The organism is Nonomuraea salmonea (assembly GCF_042428605.1).
Lineage (GTDB): Bacteria > Actinomycetota > Actinomycetes > Streptosporangiales > Streptosporangiaceae > Nonomuraea > Nonomuraea salmonea.
The window spans coordinates 73,391-95,924 of the sequence record NZ_JBHMCF010000051.1 but is presented as its reverse complement, the minus strand read 5'-3'; the positions used below and the strand labels follow the sequence as shown (position 1 = coordinate 95,924).

Here is a 22,534-nt window from a genome sequence, read left to right as displayed (position 1 = left end):
CTCAGGAGGCCTCGTGCCCGCCACCCAGTCAACCGTCCGCCTGATCAACCACCTTGACCGCGACTACCTGCGCCAGGCGCTCGAGACCGATGTCAGGAACGGCCTGACGGCCACGCCGAAGTGGCTGCCGCCCAAGTGGTTCTACGACGCCAGGGGCAGCGAGCTGTTCTCGGAGATCACCCGGTTGCCCGAGTACTACCCGACCCGCCGCGAGCTGACGATCCTGCGGGCGCGGGCCAAGGACCTCGCCGCGGCGGGCCGCGCCGACACGCTGGTCGAGCTGGGCTCCGGCACCAGCGAGAAGACCGTGCTGCTGCTCGACGCGCTGGCCGCGGCCGGCACGCTGCGCGGCTACACGCCGGTGGACGTGGACGCGGTCACCCTGGAGAGCGCCGCCAGGCGGCTGGCCGCGCGCTATCCCGGGCTGGCCGTGCAGGCGGTGTGCGCCGACTTCGAGCGGCATCTGGCGCTGCTGCCCCGCGACGGGCGGCGGATGGTCGCCTTCCTCGGCGGCACCATCGGCAACCTCGAACCGGGGGCGCGGGCCGCGTTCCTCGCCGGGCTGCGCAAGACGCTGCGGCCGGGGGAGACGTTCCTGCTCGGGGCCGACCTGGTGAAGGACACCGGGCGGCTGGTGGCGGCGTACGACGACGCGGCCGGGGTGACGGCGGAGTTCAACAGGAACGTGCTGCGGGTCATCAACAGGGAGCTGGACGCCGACTTCGAGCCCGAGTCGTTCGCGCACGTCGCCCGCTACGACGGGGAGCACGACTGGATCGAGATGCGGCTGCGGGCCACGCGCGCCATGCGGGTGCGGGTCGGCGGGCTCGGCCTGTCCGTGGACTTCGCCGAGGGGGAGGAGATGCGCACGGAGATCAGCGCCAAGTTCCGCCTCGAAGGGCTGCGCGCCGAACTGGAGACGGCCGGCTTCACCCCGCTCCGCGACCACACCGACCCGGCCGGCGACTTCGCCCTCCTCTTGGCCGGCGCATGACAACCGACCTCGTCGAAGGGCGCCGGTCGTCCGTCGGGGAGGTGTGGCGGGCGGGGCGGTCCGTGATGCCGGGCGGGCACCTTGACGCGGCGGGGTGCAACGTGCCCGCTGACCGGGTGCTCGACGCGATGGCCGCCCACCTGGCGCTGGAGCGCGAGCGCGGCGGGTACGGCGCAGTCCCCGACCTCACCGAGCCGCGGCGGGCGCTGGCCGCGCTGGTGGGGGCGGGGCCGCGGGACGTGGCGTTCCTGGAGAGCGGCACGGCGGCGATGGCGGCCCTGCTCGGCGGCTGGCGGCTCGGCCCCGGCGCCCGGGTGGGGCGGGCCCGCACCGAGTACGGGAGCACGCTCATGCTCCTGCACCGCCTCGCCGAACGGAACGGCTGGCGGCTGGTGGACCTGCCGGTCGGTGGCGACACCAGGATCGACCCCGACGGGCTCAGGGTGGCGCTGGCGGCCGGGCTCGACCTGGTCGTCGTCTCCCACATCGCTTCCCACCGGGGCGTCGTGCAGCCGGTGGCCGAGCTGGGCGCGCTGTGCCGGGCCTCCGGGGTGCCGCTGGTGCTGGACGTCTGCCAGTCGCTCGGCCACGTGGACGCCCTGGGCGCCGAGGCCGCCGCGTACGTGGGGACGTCCAGGAAGTGGCTGGCGGGCCCGCGCGGCGTCGGCTTCCTCATCACCCCCGGCCTGACCCCCGCCATGGACGCCCCGGCGCCCACCCTCAGCGGCCACACCTGGGACGACCCCGCCGAGGACCCGGAGCCCGTGCCGGGCGCGGCCCGCTACGAGAGCTCGGAAGGCGTCATCGCGGCCCGCGCCGGGCTCGGCGCCGCCGTCCTCGAACACCACGAGCTCGGCCCCGCCGCCGTCCACGAGCACCTGGCGGGACTGGGCCGCACGGCCCGCGAGCTCCTGGACGGCGCCGGCGGCTGGCGCGTCGCGGAACCCCTGGACGAGCCGTCCGCCCTGATCACCCTCCGCCCACCGCCCCACGACACGGTGGAAGGGGCCGCCGCCCGCGCCGCCGCCGCGTCCCTCCTGGTCGGCACGGTCCCCGCCGTCCGCGCCCCGCTGGACCTCCAGGGGCCGCTCCTCCGCGTCTCGCCACCGCCGGGCACCTCGCCGGAGACCCTGGAGTCTCTCGCCGAGGTCCTCAGGGGGCGGCGGGGATGAGGAGCCGGTGCACGGCGGCGGCGACGCGGCGGGTGAAGGGGGAGGCGCTCGCCGGGCCGTGGAAGGGCTCCGTCGCGCCCTCCGTGACCGCCTCGATCGTCGCCAGATCGGCGCCGGGGTGGCAGAGCACGTCCGGGCCTGGGAGACCCGCGAGCAGGAACTCGCCCTGGTCGGCCGGCGCCTCGGCCGGGTGGGCGGCGCGGCGGACGAAGCGGGGCCGGTCGGCCTCGTCCAGCCGGTAGACGCCGGGGCCGCGGCCGGCCGTCACCCGCACCGGGGTCTCGCCGGTCACCCGCAGCCGGATCGTGAACGGCCCGCCCGCCCGGGTCGCGCGCAGCAGGCTGAGCTGGTTGAACTCCTGCGGATCTGGCAGCCAGGTGACCCGCCCGCCGAGCAGCACCGTCAGGTGCGCGGCGGTGAACGGGGGCACGCCCATCGCCTGCTGGTTCGCTGCCGACACCTCGGTGGCCGCGTCGTACCGCCACCTGATCGCCGACAGGAAGACCCGCTCGGCCGGGGTCAGCAGCGCGCGCACGGTGAACAGGCCGGTCACGCCGTAGCGGCGCCAGCCCCACACCGCGAGGCGTTCCGCGCACTCGATGAGCAGCGCCGCCGCCGGCAGCGGCCAGGGGCGCGACCAGTCGTGGCCGGCGCCGTCCAGCGGGCCCGCGCCCGCCTCGGGGACGCCGGTGGCGGCGTGCGCGGGGCGGTCCACGTACACGGAGACGCCGCCCGCGCCGTCCGGCACGCTGAGCGCGGTGACCGCGCAGGGCAGGCCGTCCACGTACGCCGCCACCCGGTACGGCCCCAGCAGCCGCGCCGCGCGCCCCATGTCGTCCTCGCCCGACACCACGACCGTGCCGCGCCCGCCTCCCGCCCCGCCCGCCTGTACCACGACCCGCTCGGTGCCGACCGCCCGCCGCAGCTCGGCCAGGCCGGGCAGCCGCTCGACCGGCACGCTCCTGATCCGCGCCGCCGGCGGCACCCCCGCCGCGCGCAGCAGGTCGTCGAAGAGGTGCCTGGCCTCGATGGTGGCCCTGACGCCCGGGTCGACGGCCGCGATCGTGCCGCCGTGCGCCAGCTCCTGCAACTGGGCGCCGGCGATGCAGGTGGCGACGACCGGCGGCCGGTCCAGCTTGACGAGCTGCCTGGCCGCGTCGTGGCGGACCCGGCGCAGCCAGCCGTGCCGCTCGGCCACCGACCGCACCCCGGTACGCTCCTCGGCCGACACCGTCACACCGGGCAGCGCCGGGTCCCACGCCGCGTAGCAGCCGACGGCCAGCGCCGGCCGCAACGCCTCCACGGGCGCGGGACCGGTGTAGCCGGTGCGGAGCACGGTGCCGTACCGGTCGATCGCGACCAGCGGCCGGCCGTCGAGCGCCGCCAGCAGCTCGGCATGCGCCACCTCGAACGCCGCGTCCTTGGACGTCGCGCCCTCGTATGCGGCGCCCTGGCATGCCGCGTCCCTGGACGCCGCGCCCTCGTATGCCGCGCCCTCGTATGCCGCGCCCTCATATGCCGTCCCCTCCATGTGCCGCCTCCTCTCGCTCGCCGGCCGGCCGTGGCAGAACGTCACCGTCCGCACTATTGACGGTGCTTTGCGTGGAGCGGAGAGTCGAGGGCACGGCGATGTGAAGCGATGTGAAGATGCGATGCCGCCACGACGCACCCGCCCCGTCGCGAACCGGGCGCTCGCCGCGCTCATCGAGCAGGCCGGCTGGACGCACGCCGCCACCGCGCGGCAGGTCAACGCGGTCGCCGCGGAGAGCGGGGAACGGATCCACTACGACCGGTCCGCGGTGGGGCACTGGCTGACCGGTACGGTGCCGCGGCCCGAGGCCGTGCACGCGGCGGTGGAGGCGTTCCGGCGCCGGCTCAACCGGCCCGACCTGCGACCCGCGCACCTCGGCTGGCCGGACCCCGGGGTGCCGCCGCCGCCCGACGACCCGTGGCGCGGCGACCCGGTCGCCCGGCTGGCGGGGCTGGGAGAGGACGACCTGCTCAACCGCCGTACGGTCCTGACGGCCGGCACGTTCACGCTGGCCGCGCTGTCCGGCCTGGCCGACGCGGGGACCAGGGGGCCGGCCCGGCGCCCCGTGGGCCGTCCTGGCGCGGGCGACGTGGTCCGCGTCCGCGCCGTCACCGCGAGCTTCGCCGACCTCGACGACCGGTACGGCGGCGGCCACGCCAGGCAGGCGGTGGCGGCGTACCTGTCGCGCGAGGTGACGCCGCTGCTCGCGAACGCGACCGGGCGCAGCAGGCCCGACCTGTTCACGGCGGCGGCCGAGCTGAGCTACCTGGCGGCGTACATGGCGATGGACGCCGGCGCGAACGCCCTGGCCCAGCGCTACTACATCAGCACCGTGCGGCTCGCCGACGAGGCGGGCGACCTGGTGCTGCGCGCGACGGCGCTGCGCAGCATGGCGGTGCAGGCCGCCGAGCTGGGTCACGACGGCGAGGCGCTGGCGCTGGCCGACGCCGCCGCGTCCGTGCTCGGCGGGCGCGGCCCCGGCCGGACCCTGGCCTGGATCACCGGCATGCGCGCCGAGACGCACGCGGCGGCCGGCACCCGCTGGGACGCGCTCAACCTGCTGCGCAGCACCGAGACGCAGCTCGAACGCGCCGACTCGGCGCCTGAGTCGGAGTGGACGGGCAACTACCGGCGCGAGTCGCTGGAGCACCAGATCGGGCTGACCCTCACCAGGCTCGGCGACCACGCCACCGCCGCCCGCCATTTCGCCGCCTCCATGCGCGCCCGCCGCCCGGTCGAGACCCGCACCCGCGCCCTCATCGGCCTGCGTACCGCCCACGCCTACCTGCGCGCGGGCGACCCGGAGCAGGCCGCCGTCACCGCGCTCCTCCTCCGCGACGACGTCCCGCTGATCTCCTCGGCCCGCGTGGGCGACGAGCTCCGCCGCCTACGAGCCGGCTGGCAGCGCCACCGCTCCAACCCGCTCGTGGCCGAGGCGGACCTCGCCATGGCGGGAAGGAGCTGAGAGCGGTCAGGAGCGTGCGGGCCGGACCTGGCGGGGGAGGGGTCGCGCGCGGTCAGGGGTGCACGATCGTGCGGGCCGCCACCAGGTCGCCGCCGGCGAAGCCCTCGACTCTGACGACATGTGCGGAGGCCACGCCCGGGACCCGCAGCGTGGTCGTCTCGCCGGTCACGTCGGCCGACACGCTCGGCCGGCCGTCCAGGTAGACGTCCGCGCGGTCCACCAGGCGGGTGTGCAGGGCCAGGCCGTCGGCCGTCCGCTGGACGTCGAGGCGCCGCACCGGGCGTGCGGCCAGCAGCTCGCCGGCCCGGGCGAGCAGGTCGGGGTTGTCCTCCATGACGTCCCTGCGGGTCATCATGTGCCGGTGGCCGGGCACCACGCCGAGGTCCTCGACCGGCGTGCCGGCCAGGTCGTGGGTGCGCAGGCTGCGCCGGATCGCCACCCGCATGCCGGCCTCACCCGGCAGCGTCCTGTACGGGCTGTCCCGCAGCGGCGACGGCAGTTCGAGCAGCAGCTTGAGCAGGCTGTGCGTCCAGACGTTGGCGCCGCCCGCGCCCGTGTTGTCGTCGGTGCCGAGGATCTCGCCGATCCGGTGGTCCTGGAAGCCACCGGCGAAGATGTCGGTCGCCGAGTAGCACAGGGCGTTCGTGACGAGCACGACCGGGCCGTGGTACTGCTGGCCGAGCGCGTTCGCGCCGCCAGCAGGCGTGATCGGGAAGCTGCCCGAGTAGACCGCGCCCGTCTCCAGCGCCTGCTCCATCGACGGGAACCAGGGGCCGAGGTCGATCTGGCCGGTCGGATCCTCGCGGTGCTGGGCGCAGATCCGCAGGTTGAGCGCCGTCGTCACGAACTGGGTGGGCTCCGGCACGATCGGGCGCGGCGTGAGCGTCTGCAGCAGGAACTCCGAGGCGTAGATGTGGCCGCCGCCGTTGCCGCGCACGTCCACGATCAGCCCGCTCTGCGGCAGCAGGCCGATGAGGCGGACGAACTCCCGTACGAACGCGTCGGGGTCGTTGACGTTGAAGCTGAAGACCCTGATGTGGCCGAACGTGCCCGACCGCGTGGTGACGCTCCTGGCCTTGAAGAAGCCGGGCATCGACGTCGGGACCACGCCGTCCTGCTCCGCCGGCGGTCCGGCGAGTTCGGCCCCGCCGAGCGTCTCGTGCGGGGTGACGGCCTCGGGGACGTACAGCGTCTTGAGCGCCCGGCCGATCTCGTCGGCGCCGAGGTCGAGGCCCTGCGCGACGGCGGCCACGCTGAGCCGGTCGGCGTCCACGAACGACGGCTGGTTCTCGGTGACCCGCCAGCTCTCCCGCAGCTCCCTGCTGATCCCGTCGTCCCCGGCGTACGTCAGCACCACCCACGCCTCGTCCGGCGGGACGTGCAGGCGCAGCGGCCTGATCGTCATGGACTGCAGGCCGCGCGCGTGCCTGGCCGCCGGGTTGCCTCCGGCGAACCTGGCCGCGTTGACGTCCACGGCCCGGTCGATGGGGACGCCGTTCCAGTGCGTCACCTCCACGCCGGGGCCGAAGCCGGGCGCGGAGTAGCCCTCGACGGTCCTGGTGACGACGTAGTGCCGCTCGCCGCCCTCGTAGTACTCCTCGATCAGGTATGGCAGGTACGCGATCTTGCCCGCGTACGGCTGGGGGAGCACGTAGTTGGTGTGCAGGTCGCGTACCGAGTGGAAGATCTCCGACAGCTCCGCGTGGAAGCGCCACTCCGGCCCCATGGTCGCGGGCGTCTGCCGGCTCAGCCGCAGGGCGAGCAGGCGCAGCCGCTGCACCGGGTTCACGGCGTGCATGGCGGCCTTGAGCGGCAGGTGCACGTAGTTCTGCTCGATGAGCAGCAGCGCCTGCTGGACCAGGAGCCTGCGGTCGTCGAGCGTCAGCCCGCCCCGGTCCGCCGCCCGCAGGAAGTCCTGCAGCTGCTGCTTGCCCACTCCGCCCGATGGCTCGCTCATCATCACACCCGCCCCTGGTCGTCGCCGGATACGGGCACGGTGCCACCGGCGCCCTGGCGCCCGCCACGGGGACCGGCCCAGGGATGTCCCTAGTGGGCCCCGGGGAGGGGGAGCGCGGCGAAGGTGTGCGCGGCCCACAGGCGGCGCGAGGTCTCCTCCGGGTAGGGCACGACCGCGGGCTCGGCGTCGAAGAGCCGCGTCAGGCGGCTCCCCTGCTCGTACGGGGCCCAGCCCGGTCCCTCGCCGCGCGCGAACGCCGTCCACGCTCGCCGGAAGTCCCGTGAGACGGCCACGGCCTCGTCAGGAGGGGGATCGCCGAGGAGGAAGCGGGCCATGCCGCCGTCCAGGTTCCCGAACACCAGCGGCACGTCGAGCGCGTGACAGGCGCCCAGCCCGGGGACGCCCCAGGTCAGCTCGTACACGTACGCCCGCCCGCCCCCTGCCGCGTGCGCGTCGGCCAGCCGCAGGCTCGGCATCCGGAACAGCCAGTCGGACCGCACCAGCTCCGCCAGGTCCGCGTCCGGGAAGGCGTCCGGGAAGGCGTCCCGGAAGGCGTCCCGGTACGGCAGCCCCGGCGCGAACGCCGCCAGCACCGCGTCGGTCGGCTCGGCGGGAGCGTCGTGCGTGAACAGCCGGTATTCGTCCCTGTTGTGGCCCACGATCAGCTCGACCTCGCGGGCGGCCCCGTCGGACAGCGCGGACCAGGGGTCCCGGGGCAGCACGTCGCCGTCCACGACGGGCGAGAACGGGGTGGGGGTGTGGGCGACGACGCCCCAGCGGTCCTCGTACGCGAGCATCTTGGCCGCCAGCGCGTCCGCGGCGCCCACGAGCCGCTCAGGGGTGACGGGCGCGAGGGCGCCGGCATGGGGCGGCAGGCCCAGCTCGCCGGCGAGCGCGGCGGCGACGTCGGCGGCCAGCGGCGCCGAGAAGTACGTGCCCGGCACGCTCTGCGCGATCGCCCGCCCGAACAGCCCGGCCGCCCGGGGCATGGCCATGAGCGCGGCGATCGACCCCGCGCCGGCCGACTCGCCGAACACCGTCACCCGGGCCGGGTCGCCACCGAAGCGGGCCACGTTGTCACGCACCCACTCCAGCGCGGCCACCTGGTCGAGCAGCCCCCGGTCGGCCGGCGCGCCCACCAGCTGGGCGAACCCCTCGGCGCCCACCCGGTAGTTGAAGGTCACCACGACGACGCCCTCCCCGGCCAGCGTCGCGCCGTCATAGACGGAGTCGGCGGCGTCGCCGCTCCGGTACGCGCCCCCGTAGACGTACACCATCACCGGCAGCCGCCCCCCGAGGCCGGGGGACCACACGTTCACCGTCAGGCAGCTCTCGGTCAGCGACTCGGTCGCGCCGTGCTGCGGCGGTGGCGGGCCGAACGCCGCGCAGTCGCGGACGCCGTCCCACGGCTCAGGGCGTACGGGGGCGGCGAAGCGCAGGTCACCGAGGGGCGGCCGGGCGTACGGGATGCCACGGAAGACGGCCACCCCGTTCTCGCGGTGGCCCCGCACACGGCCGGTCGTGATCGTGGCCTTCGGCTCCGTCAAGGTCGCCTCCAAGATTCCCCGCCGTTCGCCGACAGGATCTGACCGCTCGTCGTAAAGGTCGTACAACTTTTAAATACTGCATACCGTATGTGGTAGCCGTGATGCGTGGCAGACAGTACGAGGTCCGCGAGTCCCCCAGCCTTCCTCAGTCGTTCCCGTATTGTGGCGGCGCCCACCTGGAGCCGTTGGCTCGTGCCGCCCGCTGCGCTCTCCGTGCACCTCGCCATCGGCCAGGCGTACGCGTGGAGCGTCTTCAAACCTCCGCTGGAGTCGGCGCTCGGCCTGTCGGGCACCCAGAGCGCGCTGCCCTTCCAGCTCGGCATCGTCATGCTCGGCCTGTCGGCCGCCTTCGGCGGCACGCTCGTCGAGCGCAACGGCCCCCGCTGGGCCATGTTCGTCTCGATGACCTGCTTCTCCTCCGGATTCCTGCTGTCGGCACTGGGCGTGATCACCCGGCAGTACTGGCTGGTCGTGCTCGGCTACGGCTTCGTCGGCGGCATCGGGCTCGGCATCGGCTACATCTCCCCGGTCTCCACCCTCATCAAGTGGTTCCCCGACCGGCCCGGCATGGCGACCGGCATCGCGATCATGGGCTTCGGCGGCGGCGCGCTCATCGCCTCGCCCTGGTCGGCGCAGATGCTCTCCTCCTTCGGCACCGGCACGACCGGCATCGCCACGACGTTCCTCGTGCACGGCGTCGTCTACGCCGTGTTCATGTCGATGGGCGTGCTGCTCGTCCGCGTCCCGCCGGACGGCTGGACGCCCAAGGGCTGGAAACCGCCCACCACCCGGCTGCGGCCGCTCATCACCACCGCCGACGTCTCCGCCCGCAACGCCATCCGCACCCCGCAGTTCTCCTTCCTGTGGGTCGTGCTGTGCTGCAACGTCACGGCCGGCATCGGCATCCTGGAGAAGGCCGCCCCGATGATCACGGACTTCTTCGCCGGCACCACGGCCGCCGTCGCGGCGGGCGCCGCCGCCGGGTTCATCGCGCTGCTGTCGCTGGCGAACATGGCCGGCCGCTTCGTCTGGTCCTCCACCTCCGACCTCATCGGGCGCAAGAACATGTACCGGGTCTACCTGGGCGTCGGCGCGCTGCTCTACCTCGCCATCGCCCTGGCGGGCGACGCGTCCAAGCCGCTGTTCATCCTCTGCGCGCTCGGCATCCTGTCCTTCTACGGCGGCGGCTTCGCCACCGTGCCCGCGTACCTGAAGGACCTGTTCGGCACGTACGAGGTCGGCGCCATCCACGGCCGGCTGCTCACCGCCTGGTCCACCGCGGGCGTGCTCGGCCCGCTGATCATCAACGCCATCGCCGACGCCCAGGAGAACGCCGGGCGCTCCGGCTCCGACCTCTACACGACCTCGCTGTTCATCATGATCGGCCTGCTCGCCATCGGCTTCCTCGCCAACGAGCTGATCAGGCCGGTCCACGAGAGGTTCCACGAACGCCCCACGCAGCCGGTGCAGAAGGGACAGACCGTATGAGCGAGCGGCGTACCTGGCTGATGGCGCTGGCCTGGCTGTGGGTGGGCGTGCCCTTCGCGTACGGGGTGTACGAGCTGCTCCTCAAGCTCACCCAGCTCTTCTCCGGCTGACCGCTCGTCACAGGGCGCGCCGCACCGCCGACGCCACCATCGTCAGTGCGGCGTCGCCGGCGGGCAGCACGTTCACCATCGTGAAGAACACGTGCGTCTGGCCGTCGAACCGCTTGAACTCCACCGGCACCCCGGCCTGCGCCAGGCGTTCGGCGTACGCCTCGCCCTCGTCGCGCAGGACGTCGTGCTCGGCGGTCAGCACCACGGCGGGCGGCAGGCCGGACAGGTCGGCGCGCAGCGGCGAGGCGTCGGGGGCGGCGCGGCGCACGTGGTCGGGCGCGTAGTGGTCCCAGAACCAGATCATGGAGTCGCGGTCGAGCAGGAGCTGGTTGGCGGGGTCGAGGTAGGAGTCGGTGTCGAGCAGGCAGTCGGTGACCGGGTAGACGAGCACCTGGAGGCCGATCTCGGGGCCGCCCTCGTCCCGCACTCGCTGGGCCACCACGGCCGCCAGGTTGCCGCCCGCGCTGTCGCCCGCCACCACGATCGGCAGGCCGGGCAGGGCGGAGGCGGTCCAGAGCAGGGCGGCGTACGCGTCGCGCGCCGCCGCCGGGTAGCGGTGCTCGGGCGCGAGGCGGTAGCCGGGCAGGACGACCGTGCATCCCGTACGCGCGGCCAGCTCCCTCCCGACCGTGTCGGTCTCGTCGATGGAGCCGATGACCCAGCCGCCGCCGTGGTAGTAGACGATGACGCCGCGCGGCTCCTCACCCGGCACGAGCACGCGGGCCGGGAAGGAGCCGCCGTCCTCCGCCGGGATCGTCACGTCCTTGACCTCGGCCATGTCAGGGCCCTCGCCGCACAAGGCCGCCAGCCCCGCGCTCACGGCGCGCGCCTCGGCCACGCTCATCTCGTGGATCGGTTTGCCGCCGGCCTCCGCCAGCTGCGCGAGAAACCGGGTCATGGCCTCGTCCAGCGCCATGCGACGTCACCTCGTCAAGGAGGAGTGATCGGGATCACTCGACCGTAGGATCCGCGCCGGGCCTTGTCCAGACCCGGAACCGGGAGTGCGGCCGGTCGTGACGAGGGCAGGTGTGGAGGGCGTGAGCTGGGGCAACGCAGGGGTGATGGAAGTGGTCACGGTGTCGTCGTGGCGCGAGCTGGACGACGCGATCGGGGAGGCGGGCCGGCGCGAGGGGTGCGGGCCGGCGCACACCTCGCTGGTCTTCCGCGGGCTCGCGCGCAGCACGTACTCGCACATGTCGGGGCTCGCGCGGCTGCGCGGCCATTACCGGCAGGTCGAATCCCATCTAATACGAAATTTCCGGAAATATGCGCATCGACAGGCCCCCGGGCCGACCGTCTGGGACTGGCTGGCGCTCGGCCAGCACCACGGCCTGCCCACCCGCCTGCTCGACTGGACGTTCTCCCCGCTCGTCGCCCTCCACTTCGCCACCGCGACCTGGCCGGAGGACGACGGCGTGCTGCTGTCCGTCGACTGCGCCGCCACGCACCGGCTGCTGCCCGACCCGCTGCGGGCCCCGCTCGCCGCCGAGGGCGCGCTGGTGTTCACCACCGAGATGCTCGCCGGGGTCGCCCCCTCGCTCGACCGCTTCGACCGGCTCGGCGACGGCGGGCCGTTCCTGGCCTTCTTCGAGCCGCCGTCGCTGGACGATCGGGTGATCAACCAGTCGTCGGTGCTGTCGGTGCTGTCGGACGTGACGTACCAGCTGGAGGACTGGCTGGCCGACCACCCCGGGCTGGGGCGGCAGTGGGTGATCCCGGCCCCGGTCAAGGCCGAGATCAGGCAGCGGCTCGACCAGGCCAACATCACCGAGCGCGTACTGCTGCCCGGCCTCGACGGGCTGGCCGACTGGCTGCGGCGCTACTACTCGCCCGGCTCCATCGAGAACGGGCGCGGCCTCCAGGACGACGGCTCCTCGATGGCCGGCCTGGAGAACCGCCACAGCCAGGACGGCCGCATGGGCGGCTGACCAGGTCAGCGGCCCGGGCCCGAGGCGGCCTTCCAGGGGCCGGGCAGCCGGGTGGGCAGCCGGGTGGGCAGAGGTGTCGTGCCGTCGAGGACGTGGGCGAGCGCCTTCGCCCCGGCAGCCTTCACTGCCCGGTCGGTGCGTCCTGGAGGGTGAAGCGCCGGTCGAGGCCGGTCATCCGCATCAGCCGGCTCACCCTCGGCTGCAGGCCGCTCAGGCGCAGCCGCCCGCCCGCGGCCTCCACCGTGTTCGCCGCCCAGATCAGCGCGTTCAGCCCCGAGGAGTCGCAGAAGTCCACCTCGTGCAGGTCCACGACGACGAGCGGCGGGCGCAGGCACGACATCGCCTCCGCCAGGCCGCTGCGGAACTCCTCCATGGACGACAGGTCCAGGTCCCCGCAGGGACACAGGACGGCGGCGTCATCACGTTGCGTGACCACCCAGGAGAAGCCGGCACGATCGATGCTGCCCATTCCACCCCTCCGCATCCCTACGGTTCGCCCCTCTTATCTTTGCATGGTGCAATCGCCCGCTACGGGTTTCGCAGTGATCGTTTACAACACGGTGATCGTGTACAACGGTCGCGGGCTGTTGACGGGACCCGTGCAGGCTGGCAGTGTCCTCGGCGTGGGGCGGGATCGGCTCGACGGCGGCAACGACGGCGGCGCCGTGCGGATCGGCCACACCGTACGCCGTCAAGTACGCCCCTGGACCCCGTCCGTCCACGAGTTGCTGCGGCACCTCGAACGCAAGGGGTTCGCGGGCGCCCCCCGTGTGCTCGGCATCGACGACGAGGGCCGCGAGATCCTCACCTACCTCGAGGGCGAGACCATGGGCGGCGAGGTCGTGTGGCCCTGGTGGACCCGTACGGAGGAGTCGCTCGTCCAGGTCGCCGAGTGGACGCGCGCCTACCACGAGGCGGTCGCCGACTTCGTGCCGTCCGCGGGCGCGCGCTGGCGGATGGGCGGCAGGTGGGCGCCCGGCCTGATCATCGCGCACAACGACGCCAGCCCGTTCAACGCCGCCTGGCACGACGGCCGCATCACCGGTTTCTTCGACTGGGACTTCGCCGGCCCCGTCACCGCCGACTCCGACGTGAGCTGGATGGCGCACGGCTGGGTGCCGCTGCACGCCCGCTGCACCGCCGAGCTGGACGGCTTCACCGACTTCGACGCGCGCCCCCGCAGGCTGCGGCTGTTCCTCGACACCTACGGCTGGGACGGCAGCACCGACGCGCTCATCAGGGAGCTGCAGTCGCGCATGACCGCCCGCGCGGCCCGCATCCGCCGCTACGGCGCGGCCGGCGAGGGCCTGTACGGGCGGCTGCTGCGCGACGGCGTCGCCGACGACCTCGACCAGGCCGTCCGTGAGCTCGACGACTTTCCCCGCTGAGCACGCGGGACGGGTCACAGCACGTCCTCGATGAGGATCGGCAGGCGGCGGACGCGGCGGCCGGTGGCGTGGAAGACGGCGTTGGCGATGGCGGGGGCGACGCCGACCAGCGCCACCTCGCCGAGGCTCTTGACGCCCATCGGGTTGAGCGCGAAGTCGGGCTCGCCGATGAAGTCCACCTCGATCGTGCCGACGTCGGCGTTGACCGGGATCACGTAGTCCGCGAGGTCGCTGTTGACGAAGCCGCCGTAACGGGGATCGACCTCGCTGTGCTCGTGCAGCGCCGCGCCGATGCCCCACACCACCCCGCCGCGCACCTGGGCGTCGGCGGTGACCGGGCTGGCCACCCTGCCGCAGTCGGCCACGCTGACCACCCGGGGCACGCGGATGCGCCGCGTCACCGGCTCCACCCTGACCTCGGCGAAGTGGGCGACGAAGCTGAAGGAGACGAAGCCGGGATATTCGGGGCCGGTCGGCGCGGCGAGACCCGTGCGCATGCGGTCGGCCATCTCCGGCGGCTGGCCGGGTGTCTGGGTGACGGCCTCGGTCACCACGTCGTCCCCGCCCGCCTGCTTGACCGCCGCCGCCACGTCCACCGGCCCGTCGGGGGCCGCGCCGAGCCGTTCGCGCAGCCGCAGCAGCGCCGCGTGCACGGCCAGCAGCGTGCTGTTGGTGCCCCAGGCGCCGGCGGTGAGGTGGTGCGGGACGCGGGCGGTGTCGCCGACCGCGACGGCGACGGAGTCGGGCGCGATGCCGAGGTCGCCGGCCACGGCGGAGACGAGGGCGGTCGTGATGCCCTGCCCCATCTCGTGGCCGCCCACCTCCAGCAGCACCCGGCCGTCGGCGTCGGCGGTGAGCCTGGCCTGGATCGGGACGGTCTTCGACGGGTACGCGCCCACCGCGACGCCCCAGCCCACCAGCGTCCCGTCGGCCTCCTGCATCGAGCACGGGTCGGGACTGCGTCCGGCCCAGCCGAACAGCTCCGCGCCGCGCCGCAGGCAGTCGGCCAGGTGCCGGGACGAGAACGGCTTGCCGGTCACCGGGTCCGTGCGCGCGTCGTTGGCCAGGCGCAGCTCGACCGGGTCGCGGCCGGTGGCGACGGCCAGCTCGTCGATGGCCGACTCCAGCGCGAACGCGGCCGGGTGCTCGAACGGGGCCCGCATGAAGCCGGGCGACTGCGTGTCGGTCCTGACGTGGCGCTGGCGGCCGCGGAAGTTCCTGATGTCGTACAGGCGGGAGGTCAGCTCCGTGTACGTGGCCGGCAGCAGGTCGTGCCGGGAGTCCTGCTGGTCCACCTCGTGGATCGCGGCCAGCAGCCGGCCCGAGCGGTCGGCGCCCAGCCGGACACGATGCCTGCTCAGCGGGCGGAAGCTCGCCGCGTGGAAGGTGTGGGCGCGCGGCAGCACCAGCTTGACCGGCCTGCCCAGCCGCCGGGCGGCCACGGCCAGCGGCGCGAGGTGCGGCTGCAGCGCGTTCTTCTGGCCGAACGCGCCCCCCACGTACGGCGAGATCACCCGCACCTGCGCGGGGTCGATGCCGAGCTGCCTGGCCAGGCCGCCGCGCAGCGCGCCGACGGTCTGCGTGCCCTCGTGCACCACCACCGTGTCGCCGTGCCACTCGACCACGCCGCCGATCAGCTCCATCGGCACCTGGTGCTGCGGCCCCGCCTCGTACGTCTCGTCGATGCGCAGCGGGCTGCGCTCGTACTCGCCGTCGGCGTCGCCCGCCACCACGTCGGCCAGCGCCGCCTCCTGGGTCTCGGTGCCGGCCGCGCCCAGCTCCACCGCGATCGGCTCCTCGTCGTACTCGGCCCGCACGAGGGCGGCCGCCTCCGTCGCGGCGACCAGGGTGTCGGCCACGACCAGCGCGATCGGCTGGCCCCGGTAGGCGATCCGGTCGTCCAGCAGCGGCTGGAGGCTCTGGAAGGCGTAGCCGCCGCGCATGAGCGAGCCGGCCGGGACGATGCCGAGGTCGTCGAGGTGCGACAGGACGAGCAGCACGCCGGGCACGGCGGTGGCCCCGGCGGTGTCGAGGCGCGTGATGCGGCCCTTGCCGGCGGTCGCCACCACGGGCATCGCATACGCGCAGCCCCCCGGTGTGCGGTCGGCGCCGAAGCGGGCGGTCCCGGTGACCTTCTCCCGCGCGCCGACGCGGGGGATCGCGAAGTCCGTCATCGTACGGCCCGCTCTCCGGCGATCCGCAGCGCCTCGGCCACGGTGCGGATGCCCAGCTCGACCCGGAAACCGTTGTGCGCGCCAGGCCGGGCCCCGGCGAACGCGGCCTCGCCCGCCCGGCGCGCGGACCGCTCGTCCAGCGCCGCCCCGGTCAGCTCCCGCTCGGCGTCCGGGCAGCGCCACGGCCTGGTGGCGACCCCGCCCACCGCGATGCGGCACTCGGCCACGCTCCCGTCACCGCCGAAGCGCACCGCGGCGGCGGCGGAGGCCAGCGCGAACGCGTACGACTCCCGGTCCCTGACCTTGTGGTACGTCGATCCGCGCCCTACCGGCGTGACCGGCACGCGGATGCGGGTGATGATCTCGCCGGCGGCCAGCGTGTGCTCCCTGGCGGGCGTGTCGCCGGGCTCGACGTGCAGTTCGGCCAGCGGGATCGTCCGCGTGCCGCCGGGGCCCGCCACGTCCACCACGGCGTCGAACGCGATCAGCGCGACCGCCCAGTCACCCGGGTAGGTCGCGACGCACGCCTCGCTGCCGCCGAGCAGCGCGTGCCCCCTGTCCAGCCCGCCGATCGCGGCGCAGCCGCTGCCCGGCTCCCGCTTGTTGCAGGCGAACGGCGGGCCGCCCCTGAAGTAGCCGCAGCGGGTGCGCTGCAGCAGGTTGCCGCCCACCGTCGCCATGTTGCGCAGCTGCTGGGAGGCGGCCTTGGCCAGCGACTCGGCCAGCGCGGGGTAGTCGCGCAGCAGCACCGGGTCCTCGGCCACGTCGGCCATCAGCGCGCCGGCGCCGAACGACAGCTCGCCCGCACCCGCCGTGTCGATGCCCGCCAGCTCGCGCAGCGCGCGCACGTCCACGACGCTGTGCGGGGTCTCGATGTCCAGCTTCATCAGGTCGTACAGGGTGGTGCCGCCGGCCAGCACCCGCGCGCCTGGCCCGGCCGCCGCCAGGGCGCTGACCGCCTCGCCGAGGGTGGCGGGGGCGGTGTAGGCGAAGGGGCGCACGGCTCACTCCTCCCGGAGCGCCGCGGCCTGGCGTACGGCGGCGAGTATGCCCGTGTACGCGCCGCACCTGCACAGGTTGCCGCTCATGTACTCGCGGATCTGGTCGTCGTCGCCCGCGTGCCCTTCGGCGATGCAGGCCAGGCCGGACATCACCTGGCCCGGCGTGCAGTAGCCGCACTGCAGCGCGTCGTTGTCCACGAACGCCTCCTGCAGCGGATGCAGCCCGCCCGCGCCCGACACGCCCTCGATCGTGGTCACCGACCTGCCGTGCACCTGGACGGCCGGGGTCAGGCAGGATACGACCCGCCGGCCGTCCAGGTGGACCGTGCACGCGCCGCACTGGCCGTGGTCGCAGCCCTTCTTGGAGCCGGTGAGACCCAGCCGCTCGCGCAGCACGTCGAGCAGGGACTCGCGCGGGTCGAGGTCGAGCCGCACGGGCTGGCCGTTCACCGTGAACGCGGTCGGTCCGGTCATAAGCGAAACGCTAACGGGACCCGCCGTATACATCCCTCTATGTCGCTATAAGAGCGGGTCAAGATTCAGTCGGGAGGGCTGGTGGGTCGCCATCACCGCCCTGAGCTCGTGACCGGCCTTCCGCCGGTTGATCACGCCTCCTCGGCATGGGGGACGACGATGACGACGTTTCCCACCTTCCGGCCGGTTTCAACATAGCGGTGGGCGTCCGTGATCTCGTCCAGGGGATAATGGCGGTCGATGACCGGCCGAAATGCGCCCGACTCAAGCAGCTCCTTCAATTGCCGGGCCATCTCCGCGCCATGCCGGGGCAGCGGGAATTTCACCCTCCGGCCGCCGAGCAAGGGGCCGGCGGCGGCGAGTAAGAGGTTCTGCCAGAAAGGACCCACGTCGGCGGCGACATAAACGCCACGGGGTTTGAGCAGTTTCCTGCACCGCCCGAACGTGCTCTTGCCGACCGCGTCCAGCACGGCGTCATATCGGCGCTCGTCGGCGGTGAAATCGGTGGAGGTGTGGTCGACCACCTTGTCGGCCCCGAGCCCGCGGACGAGATCGAGATGATGCGGCCCGCAGACGGCGGTGACCCAGGCGCCGTGGTGCTTCAGAAGCTGCACGGCGGCCGACCCGATCGCCCCGGTGGCGCCGTAGACCAGCACGTCGTGACCGGCCCGCACCCCGGCCCCCCTGATCATGGAGAGCGCGTAGTGGGCGCCCTCGGTGCCGGGCGCCGCCTCCTCGTACGTCAGCCCCTCGGGCAACGCCGCCAGCGTGCCGCTCTCGCGAACGGTCAGGAACTGCGCGTGCGCCCCCGACCTGCCGTCGTTGTAGCCGAACACTTCGTCCCCGGCCTTGTACGACCCGACGCCCGTCCCCACGGCCACTACCTCGCCGGCGAATTCGGTGCCGAGAACGGGCATCCGCGCAGGCCTGACGAGCCCCGTGAAGAATCGCCACAGGAACGGCTTGGCCGCCCGCATCGCGCAATCGGTGCGGTTGACCGTGGTCGCGCGCACCTTGACGAGCAGCTCACCAGGGCCGGGGACCGGTTTTTCCACCTCTGAAACGCGAACCACTTCCGGCGGGCCATATCTGGCGCGCACTGCGGCTTTCATGCCTCGGATACTAATGCGTTCATTCAGCCGCGACGGCGCCCGTGTACGCGAGATCCGCCGCCATTTTCGCGGCCGTCTCGCGCAGCGCCGGCAGCACGTCGCGGACCAGCGCGTCGTTGCCGGCCCGCCCGGCGTGGGTGGCGACGTTCACGGCGGCGACGGTGCTTCCTGTGCGGTCCTTGATGGGGACGGCGATGGACCGTACGCCCTCCTCAAGCTCCTGGTCCACCAGCGCGTAGCCGTCGGCGGCGGCCCGCCGGACGAGGGCGCGCAGCTCGTCGCGGGAGGTGACGGTCCTGGTGGCCAGCCGGCGCGGCTCGATCGCGGCCAGCCGCTCGTCGGGCTGCTCGGCCAGCAGCACCCGGCCCATGGAGGTCGCGTACGCGGGGAAGCGGGTGCCGACGGTGATGTTCACGCTCATCAGGCTCACGGTCTGGACCCGCGCCACGTACAGGACGTCGTCGCCCGACAGCACCGCGACGGACGCCGACTCGTCGACGCGGGCGGCGAGGTCGGCCAGGTGCGGCTGGACGATCTCGCGGAACGTCAGCCCCGACAGGTGCGCGTAGCCCAGCTCCAGCACCCGGGGCAGCAGCGTGAACCGGGTGCCGCGCGCGGCGGCGTACCCGAGCCGCTCCAGCGCCTGCACCGCCCGCCGCACGGTCGCCCGCGGCAGGCCGGTCACCTTCGCGCAGTCGGCGAGCGTCACCCCGCCCCGCGCCGACCCGAGCGCCACCATGACCGCCAGCCCCCGCGCCAGCGACTGCAGGAACCCCATCCCCAGCTCCCGCTTCGCCTCCTTGGCCGCGTCCGAGGACGAGGAGGTCGCGGGGGTGGCGGCTCCGGCGGGGCCCGCCGGAAGAGCCGACGGGCCGGAGGCCGGGGGCGCGGCCTGCGGGCCGGGGGCGGCGAGGGCGGCTTCCATCTCGGCGACCGTCTCGCGGAGGGCGGGCAGGCAGTGGTCGCGCAGCTCGGCGACCGTGTGCCGGCTGGTGTGGCTCACCACGCTCACCGCACAGGCCGGCTCACCGCGGACCGGGACCGCCACCGCGATCAGGCCGGGCTCGATGAGCTGGTCGTCCTCGGCCCAGGGCTTGGCGGGGTCGAGGAGGGCGAGGCCGGCGGCGCAGCGGGAGGCGGGCAGGACGTCACCGACGCGGAAGGTCACCGACATGCGCCGCCGCCGGGTGAACTGCGCGACGAACCGCACCCCGTCCCCGTCCCGTACGGCCACCGACACCGACTCGTCCAGCTCGTCGGCGAGCCGCGCGGCGGGACCGGCGACGGCGTCGCGCAGCCCCGAGCCGGACAGATAGGCCTCGCCCAGCTCCATCAGCCGCGGCGCGAGCACCACGTCACGCCCGTCGGCCCGCACGTAACCGAGGTGCGCGAGCGTGCCGAGCACCCGGTCGACGGTGGACCTGGCCAGCCCGGTCGCCCGCACGAGGTCCGTGGCGCGGGCGGGCCGCCGCGGGTCGGCGGCGAGCGCGCGCAGCACGCTCAGCCCGCGTTCGAGGGTTCCGGCCGGTTCCATCGGCTCCTCCTGGAAGGGATGAAGGGGACCTTTGACAGGCCAGCCAACCCAGACACATACTGAAATCCTCATAATAGTGAACAAAAGTTCGCAGAGCGAACACACCCACGATCGGAGCGTCGTGCCGAGAGACAAGGTGGTCGCCACGGCCGCGGAGGCGCTGGCAGGCGTGCGTGACGGCGCGTCGTTCGCCGTCGGCGGCTTCGGCCTCAGCGGCATCCCCAACGTCCTGATCAAGGCCCTGTACGACACCGGCGTCACCCGCCTGTCCGTGGTCTCCAACAACTGCGGCGTGGACGGCGGCGGCCTGGGCGTGCTGCTGGCGGCCGGACGCATCGCCCACGTGACCGCCTCGTACATCGGCGACAACAAGGAGTTCGCCCGCCAGTACCTGTCCGGCGAGCTGACGGTCGAGCTGACCCCGCAGGGCAGCCTGGCCGAGCGGCTGCGCGCGGGCGGCAGCGGCATCCCCGCCTTCTACACCCCGGCCGGCGTCGGCACCCCCATCGCGGACGGCGGCCTGCCGCTGCGCCACAACCCGGACGGCTCGATCGCGGTCGCCTCGCCGCCCAAGGAGGTACGCGAGTTCGACGGCCGCGAGTACGTGCTCGAACACGGCATCCGTACCGACTTCGCCCTCGTCCGCGCCGCCAAGGGCGACCGCCACGGCAACCTGGTCTTCCGCAAGGCCGCCCGCAACTTCAACCCGCTCGCCGCGATGGCCGGCCGCGTCACGGTCGCCGAGGTCGAGGAGCTGACCGAGCTGGACCCCGACGAGGTGCACCTGCCCGGCGTGTTCGTGCAGCGCGTGCTCGTGCTCACCCCCGAGCAGGCCGCGGACAAGTCCATCGAGAAGCGGACGGTGACCGGATGAGCTGGACCAGGGACGAGATGGTCGCGCGGGCCGCCGCCGAGCTGCGCGACGGCGACTACGTCAACCTGGGCATCGGCCTGCCCACCCGCATCCCGTCGTTCCTGCCGCCCGGCGTGGACGTCGTGCTGCACTCCGAGAACGGCATCCTCGGCGTCGGCCCCTACCCGGCGGAGGACGAGGTCGACCCCGACCTGATCAACGCCGGCAAGGAGACCGTGACCGTGCGGGAGGGCGCCGCGTTCTTCGACTCGTCGGCGTCGTTCGGCATGATCCGCGGCGGGCACATCGACGTGGCGGTGCTGGGCGCGATGCAGGTCTCGGCCCGCGGCGACCTGGCCAACTGGATGGTGCCCGGCAAGCTCGTCAAGGGCATGGGCGGCGCCATGGACCTCGTGCACGGCGCCCGCAAGGTCATCGTGATCATGGATCACACCGCCAAGGACGGCTCACCCAAGATCGTCGAGGAGTGCTCGCTGCCGCTCACGGGGAAGGAGTGCGTCCACCGGATCGTCACCGACCTGGGCGTCCTCGACGTCACCGAGCAGGGGCTCGCGCTGGTCGAGCGCGCGCCGGGAGTGAGCGTGGACGACGTGCGCGAGCGCACCGACGCGGAGGTTCTGGCATGAAAGACGTCTACATCCTCGACGCCGTACGCACTCCCTTCGGCCGGTACGGCGGCGCCCTGTCCGGCGTCCGCCCCGACGACCTGGCCGCGCACGTCGTCAAGGCGCTGGTCGAGCGCAACGACCTGGACGGGCCCGACGAGGTCGTGCTGGGCAACGCCAACGGCGCCGGCGAGGAGAACCGCAACGTCGCCAGGATGGCCGCCATCCTCGCCGGCCTGCCGATCACCACGCCGGGCGCGACCGTGAACCGGCTGTGCGGGTCGGGCATGGAGGCCGTCGTGCAGGCGTACCGGATGATCGCGATGGGCGACGCCGGCACCGTGATCGCGGGCGGCGTCGAGTCGATGACCCGCGCGCCCTGGGTGCTGCCCAAGCCGGAGAAGGCGTTCCCCGCCGGTGGCCAGGAGCTGGTCTCCACCACGCTCGGCTGGCGGCTGGTCAACCCCGCCATGCCCGCCGAGCACACCGTCGCGCTCGGCGAGGGCGCGGAGCTGATCGCCGACAAGCACCGCATCACCCGCGCGGAGCAGGACGCGTTCGCGCTGGCCAGCCACCAGAAGGCGGCCAAGGCGTCGTTCGAGCGGGAGATCGTGCCCATCGGCCACGTCACCCGCGACGAGGGCATCCGCCACGACACGTCCCTGGAAGCGCTGGCCCGGCTCAAGCCCGTCTTCCGCAAGGACGGCGGCACCGTCACCGCGGGCAACTCCTCGCCGCTCAACGACGGCGCCGCCGCGCTGCTGCTCACCGACGAGGAAGGGCTGCGCGGGCGCGAACCCCTCGCCAGGATCGCCGCCACCGGCGTCAGCGCCCTGGAGCCGCGCTACTTCGGGCTCGGCCCCGTCGAGGCGTCCACCAGGGCACTCGCCAAGGCGGGCCGGCGCTTCGGCGACCTCGCGACCGCCGAGCTGAACGAGGCGTTCGCGGCGCAGGTGCTCGGCTGCCTGGCCGAGCTGCCCGACCTCGACCCCGCCATCGTCAACCCCGACGGCGGCGCCATCGCCATCGGCCACCCCCTCGGCGCCTCGGGCGCCCGCGTCACCGGCGCGGTCGCCCACCGGCTGGCCGCCGCCGGCTCCGGCACCGGGCTGGCCGCGCTCTGCATCGGCGTCGGCCAAGGGCTGGCCGTCGTCCTCGACAGATAGCTCGAAAGGCAGCT

Annotated in this window: 20 protein-coding genes; 10 read left to right on the top strand and 10 right to left on the bottom strand. The window is 73.8% G+C overall.

Going from position 1 to position 22,534, the window contains the following annotated elements; genetic code table 11:
* Positions 1-13 precede the first annotated feature (13 nt).
* On the top strand, positions 14-994 hold the full coding sequence (gene egtD, locus ACFFR3_RS44035) for an L-histidine N(alpha)-methyltransferase (protein ID WP_345400172.1): 981 nt from the start codon (positions 14-16) through the stop codon (positions 992-994).
* Positions 991-2,166: an aminotransferase class V-fold PLP-dependent enzyme gene (locus ACFFR3_RS44030; protein ID WP_379485078.1), complete on the top strand. Its 1,176-nt coding sequence runs from the start codon at positions 991-993 to the stop codon at positions 2,164-2,166. Before egtD ends, ACFFR3_RS44030 begins: the two co-directional genes overlap by 4 nt.
* Here the strand turns inward: ACFFR3_RS44030 and ACFFR3_RS44025 are convergent.
* Positions 2,147-3,697: a hypothetical protein gene (locus ACFFR3_RS44025; protein ID WP_379485077.1), complete on the bottom strand. Its 1,551-nt coding sequence runs from the start codon at positions 3,695-3,697 to the stop codon at positions 2,147-2,149. The two genes, ACFFR3_RS44030 and ACFFR3_RS44025, sit on opposite strands and share 20 nt — an antisense overlap.
* A 121-nt stretch (positions 3,698-3,818) precedes the next feature.
* Between ACFFR3_RS44025 and ACFFR3_RS44020 the strand changes: the two genes are divergently transcribed.
* On the top strand, positions 3,819-5,162 hold the full coding sequence (locus tag ACFFR3_RS44020) for an NsdA family TPR-like regulatory protein (RefSeq protein WP_345400178.1): 1,344 nt from the start codon (positions 3,819-3,821) through the stop codon (positions 5,160-5,162).
* Between the two features lie 52 nt (positions 5,163-5,214).
* Here ACFFR3_RS44020 and ACFFR3_RS44015 read toward each other — a convergent pair whose 3' ends face one another.
* Together ACFFR3_RS44015 and ACFFR3_RS44010 are read right to left on the bottom strand one after the other, a co-directional pair.
* On the bottom strand, positions 5,215-7,122 hold the full coding sequence (locus ACFFR3_RS44015) for a S41 family peptidase (RefSeq protein ID WP_345400181.1): 1,908 nt from the start codon (positions 7,120-7,122) through the stop codon (positions 5,215-5,217).
* 86 nt (positions 7,123-7,208) lie between these two features.
* On the bottom strand, positions 7,209-8,666 hold the full coding sequence (locus tag ACFFR3_RS44010; protein ID WP_379485076.1) for a carboxylesterase/lipase family protein: 1,458 nt from the start codon (positions 8,664-8,666) through the stop codon (positions 7,209-7,211).
* A gap of 192 nt (positions 8,667-8,858) precedes the next feature.
* On the opposite strand from ACFFR3_RS44010, the gene ACFFR3_RS44005 reads away from it, so the two are divergent.
* Positions 8,859-10,154, top strand: a complete 1,296-nt coding sequence (locus ACFFR3_RS44005; protein ID WP_345400184.1) for an OFA family MFS transporter — start codon at positions 8,859-8,861, stop codon at positions 10,152-10,154.
* On the top strand, positions 10,151-10,264 hold the full coding sequence (locus ACFFR3_RS50285; RefSeq protein ID WP_417629299.1) for an MFS transporter small subunit: 114 nt from the start codon (positions 10,151-10,153) through the stop codon (positions 10,262-10,264). Before ACFFR3_RS44005 ends, ACFFR3_RS50285 begins: the two co-directional genes overlap by 4 nt.
* A 7-nt stretch (positions 10,265-10,271) precedes the next feature.
* On the opposite strand, the gene ACFFR3_RS44000 is transcribed toward ACFFR3_RS50285, so the two are convergent.
* Positions 10,272-11,180, bottom strand: coding sequence for an alpha/beta hydrolase (locus ACFFR3_RS44000; protein WP_345400187.1), 909 nt, complete (start codon positions 11,178-11,180; stop codon positions 10,272-10,274).
* Between the two features lie 97 nt (positions 11,181-11,277).
* Between ACFFR3_RS44000 and ACFFR3_RS43995 the strand changes: the two genes are divergently transcribed.
* Positions 11,278-12,192 (top strand): FRG domain-containing protein, encoded by a 915-nt coding sequence (locus ACFFR3_RS43995; RefSeq protein WP_364369487.1) that lies wholly within the window; start codon positions 11,278-11,280, stop codon positions 12,190-12,192.
* A gap of 121 nt (positions 12,193-12,313) precedes the next feature.
* Here the strand turns inward: ACFFR3_RS43995 and ACFFR3_RS43990 are convergent, their stop codons facing one another.
* Positions 12,314-12,661, bottom strand: a complete 348-nt coding sequence (locus ACFFR3_RS43990; RefSeq protein WP_345400193.1) for an STAS domain-containing protein — start codon at positions 12,659-12,661, stop codon at positions 12,314-12,316.
* 154 nt (positions 12,662-12,815) lie between these two features.
* Here ACFFR3_RS43990 and ACFFR3_RS43985 point away from each other — a divergent pair, with 154 nt between their 5' ends.
* A complete protein-coding gene (locus tag ACFFR3_RS43985) occupies positions 12,816-13,580 on the top strand; it encodes a phosphotransferase (RefSeq protein ID WP_364369490.1) in 765 nt (254 codons plus the stop codon).
* A 14-nt stretch (positions 13,581-13,594) separates the two neighbouring features.
* Here ACFFR3_RS43985 and ACFFR3_RS43980 read toward each other — a convergent pair whose 3' ends face one another.
* The 5 genes from ACFFR3_RS43980 to ACFFR3_RS43960 all read right to left on the bottom strand — a co-directional run bounded on the left by ACFFR3_RS43980 (position 13,595) and on the right by ACFFR3_RS43960 (position 19,875).
* Positions 13,595-15,754, bottom strand: a complete 2,160-nt coding sequence (locus ACFFR3_RS43980) for a xanthine dehydrogenase family protein molybdopterin-binding subunit (RefSeq protein WP_379485075.1) — start codon at positions 15,752-15,754, stop codon at positions 13,595-13,597.
* Positions 15,751-16,755, bottom strand: a complete 1,005-nt coding sequence (locus tag ACFFR3_RS43975) for an FAD binding domain-containing protein (protein ID WP_364369496.1) — start codon at positions 16,753-16,755, stop codon at positions 15,751-15,753. The genes ACFFR3_RS43980 and ACFFR3_RS43975 overlap by 4 nt, the downstream gene beginning before the upstream one ends.
* 3 nt (positions 16,756-16,758) lie before the next feature.
* Positions 16,759-17,229, bottom strand: a complete 471-nt coding sequence (locus tag ACFFR3_RS43970) for a (2Fe-2S)-binding protein (RefSeq protein WP_345400199.1) — start codon at positions 17,227-17,229, stop codon at positions 16,759-16,761.
* Between the two features lie 131 nt (positions 17,230-17,360).
* Complete coding sequence (locus ACFFR3_RS43965) at positions 17,361-18,341, bottom strand: NAD(P)-dependent alcohol dehydrogenase (protein ID WP_379485074.1); 981 nt, start codon at positions 18,339-18,341, stop codon at positions 17,361-17,363.
* 19 nt (positions 18,342-18,360) lie between these two features.
* A complete protein-coding gene (locus tag ACFFR3_RS43960) occupies positions 18,361-19,875 on the bottom strand; it encodes an IclR family transcriptional regulator domain-containing protein (protein WP_379485073.1) in 1,515 nt (504 codons plus the stop codon).
* A gap of 121 nt (positions 19,876-19,996) precedes the next feature.
* Here ACFFR3_RS43960 and ACFFR3_RS43955 point away from each other — a divergent pair, with 121 nt between their 5' ends.
* The 3 genes from ACFFR3_RS43955 to ACFFR3_RS43945 are packed head-to-tail and all read left to right on the top strand — an operon-like array spanning position 19,997 to position 22,520.
* The gene (locus tag ACFFR3_RS43955; RefSeq protein WP_345400206.1) at positions 19,997-20,749 is read left to right on the top strand and encodes a CoA transferase subunit A; all 753 of its coding nucleotides are present in this window, start codon (positions 19,997-19,999) and stop codon (positions 20,747-20,749) included.
* Complete coding sequence (locus ACFFR3_RS43950) at positions 20,746-21,375, top strand: CoA transferase subunit B (RefSeq protein ID WP_345400209.1); 630 nt, start codon at positions 20,746-20,748, stop codon at positions 21,373-21,375. Before ACFFR3_RS43955 ends, ACFFR3_RS43950 begins: the two co-directional genes overlap by 4 nt.
* A complete protein-coding gene (locus ACFFR3_RS43945) occupies positions 21,372-22,520 on the top strand; it encodes a thiolase family protein (protein WP_379485072.1) in 1,149 nt (382 codons plus the stop codon). The genes ACFFR3_RS43950 and ACFFR3_RS43945 overlap by 4 nt, the downstream gene beginning before the upstream one ends.
* The last annotated feature ends 14 nt before the right edge of the window (positions 22,521-22,534 follow it).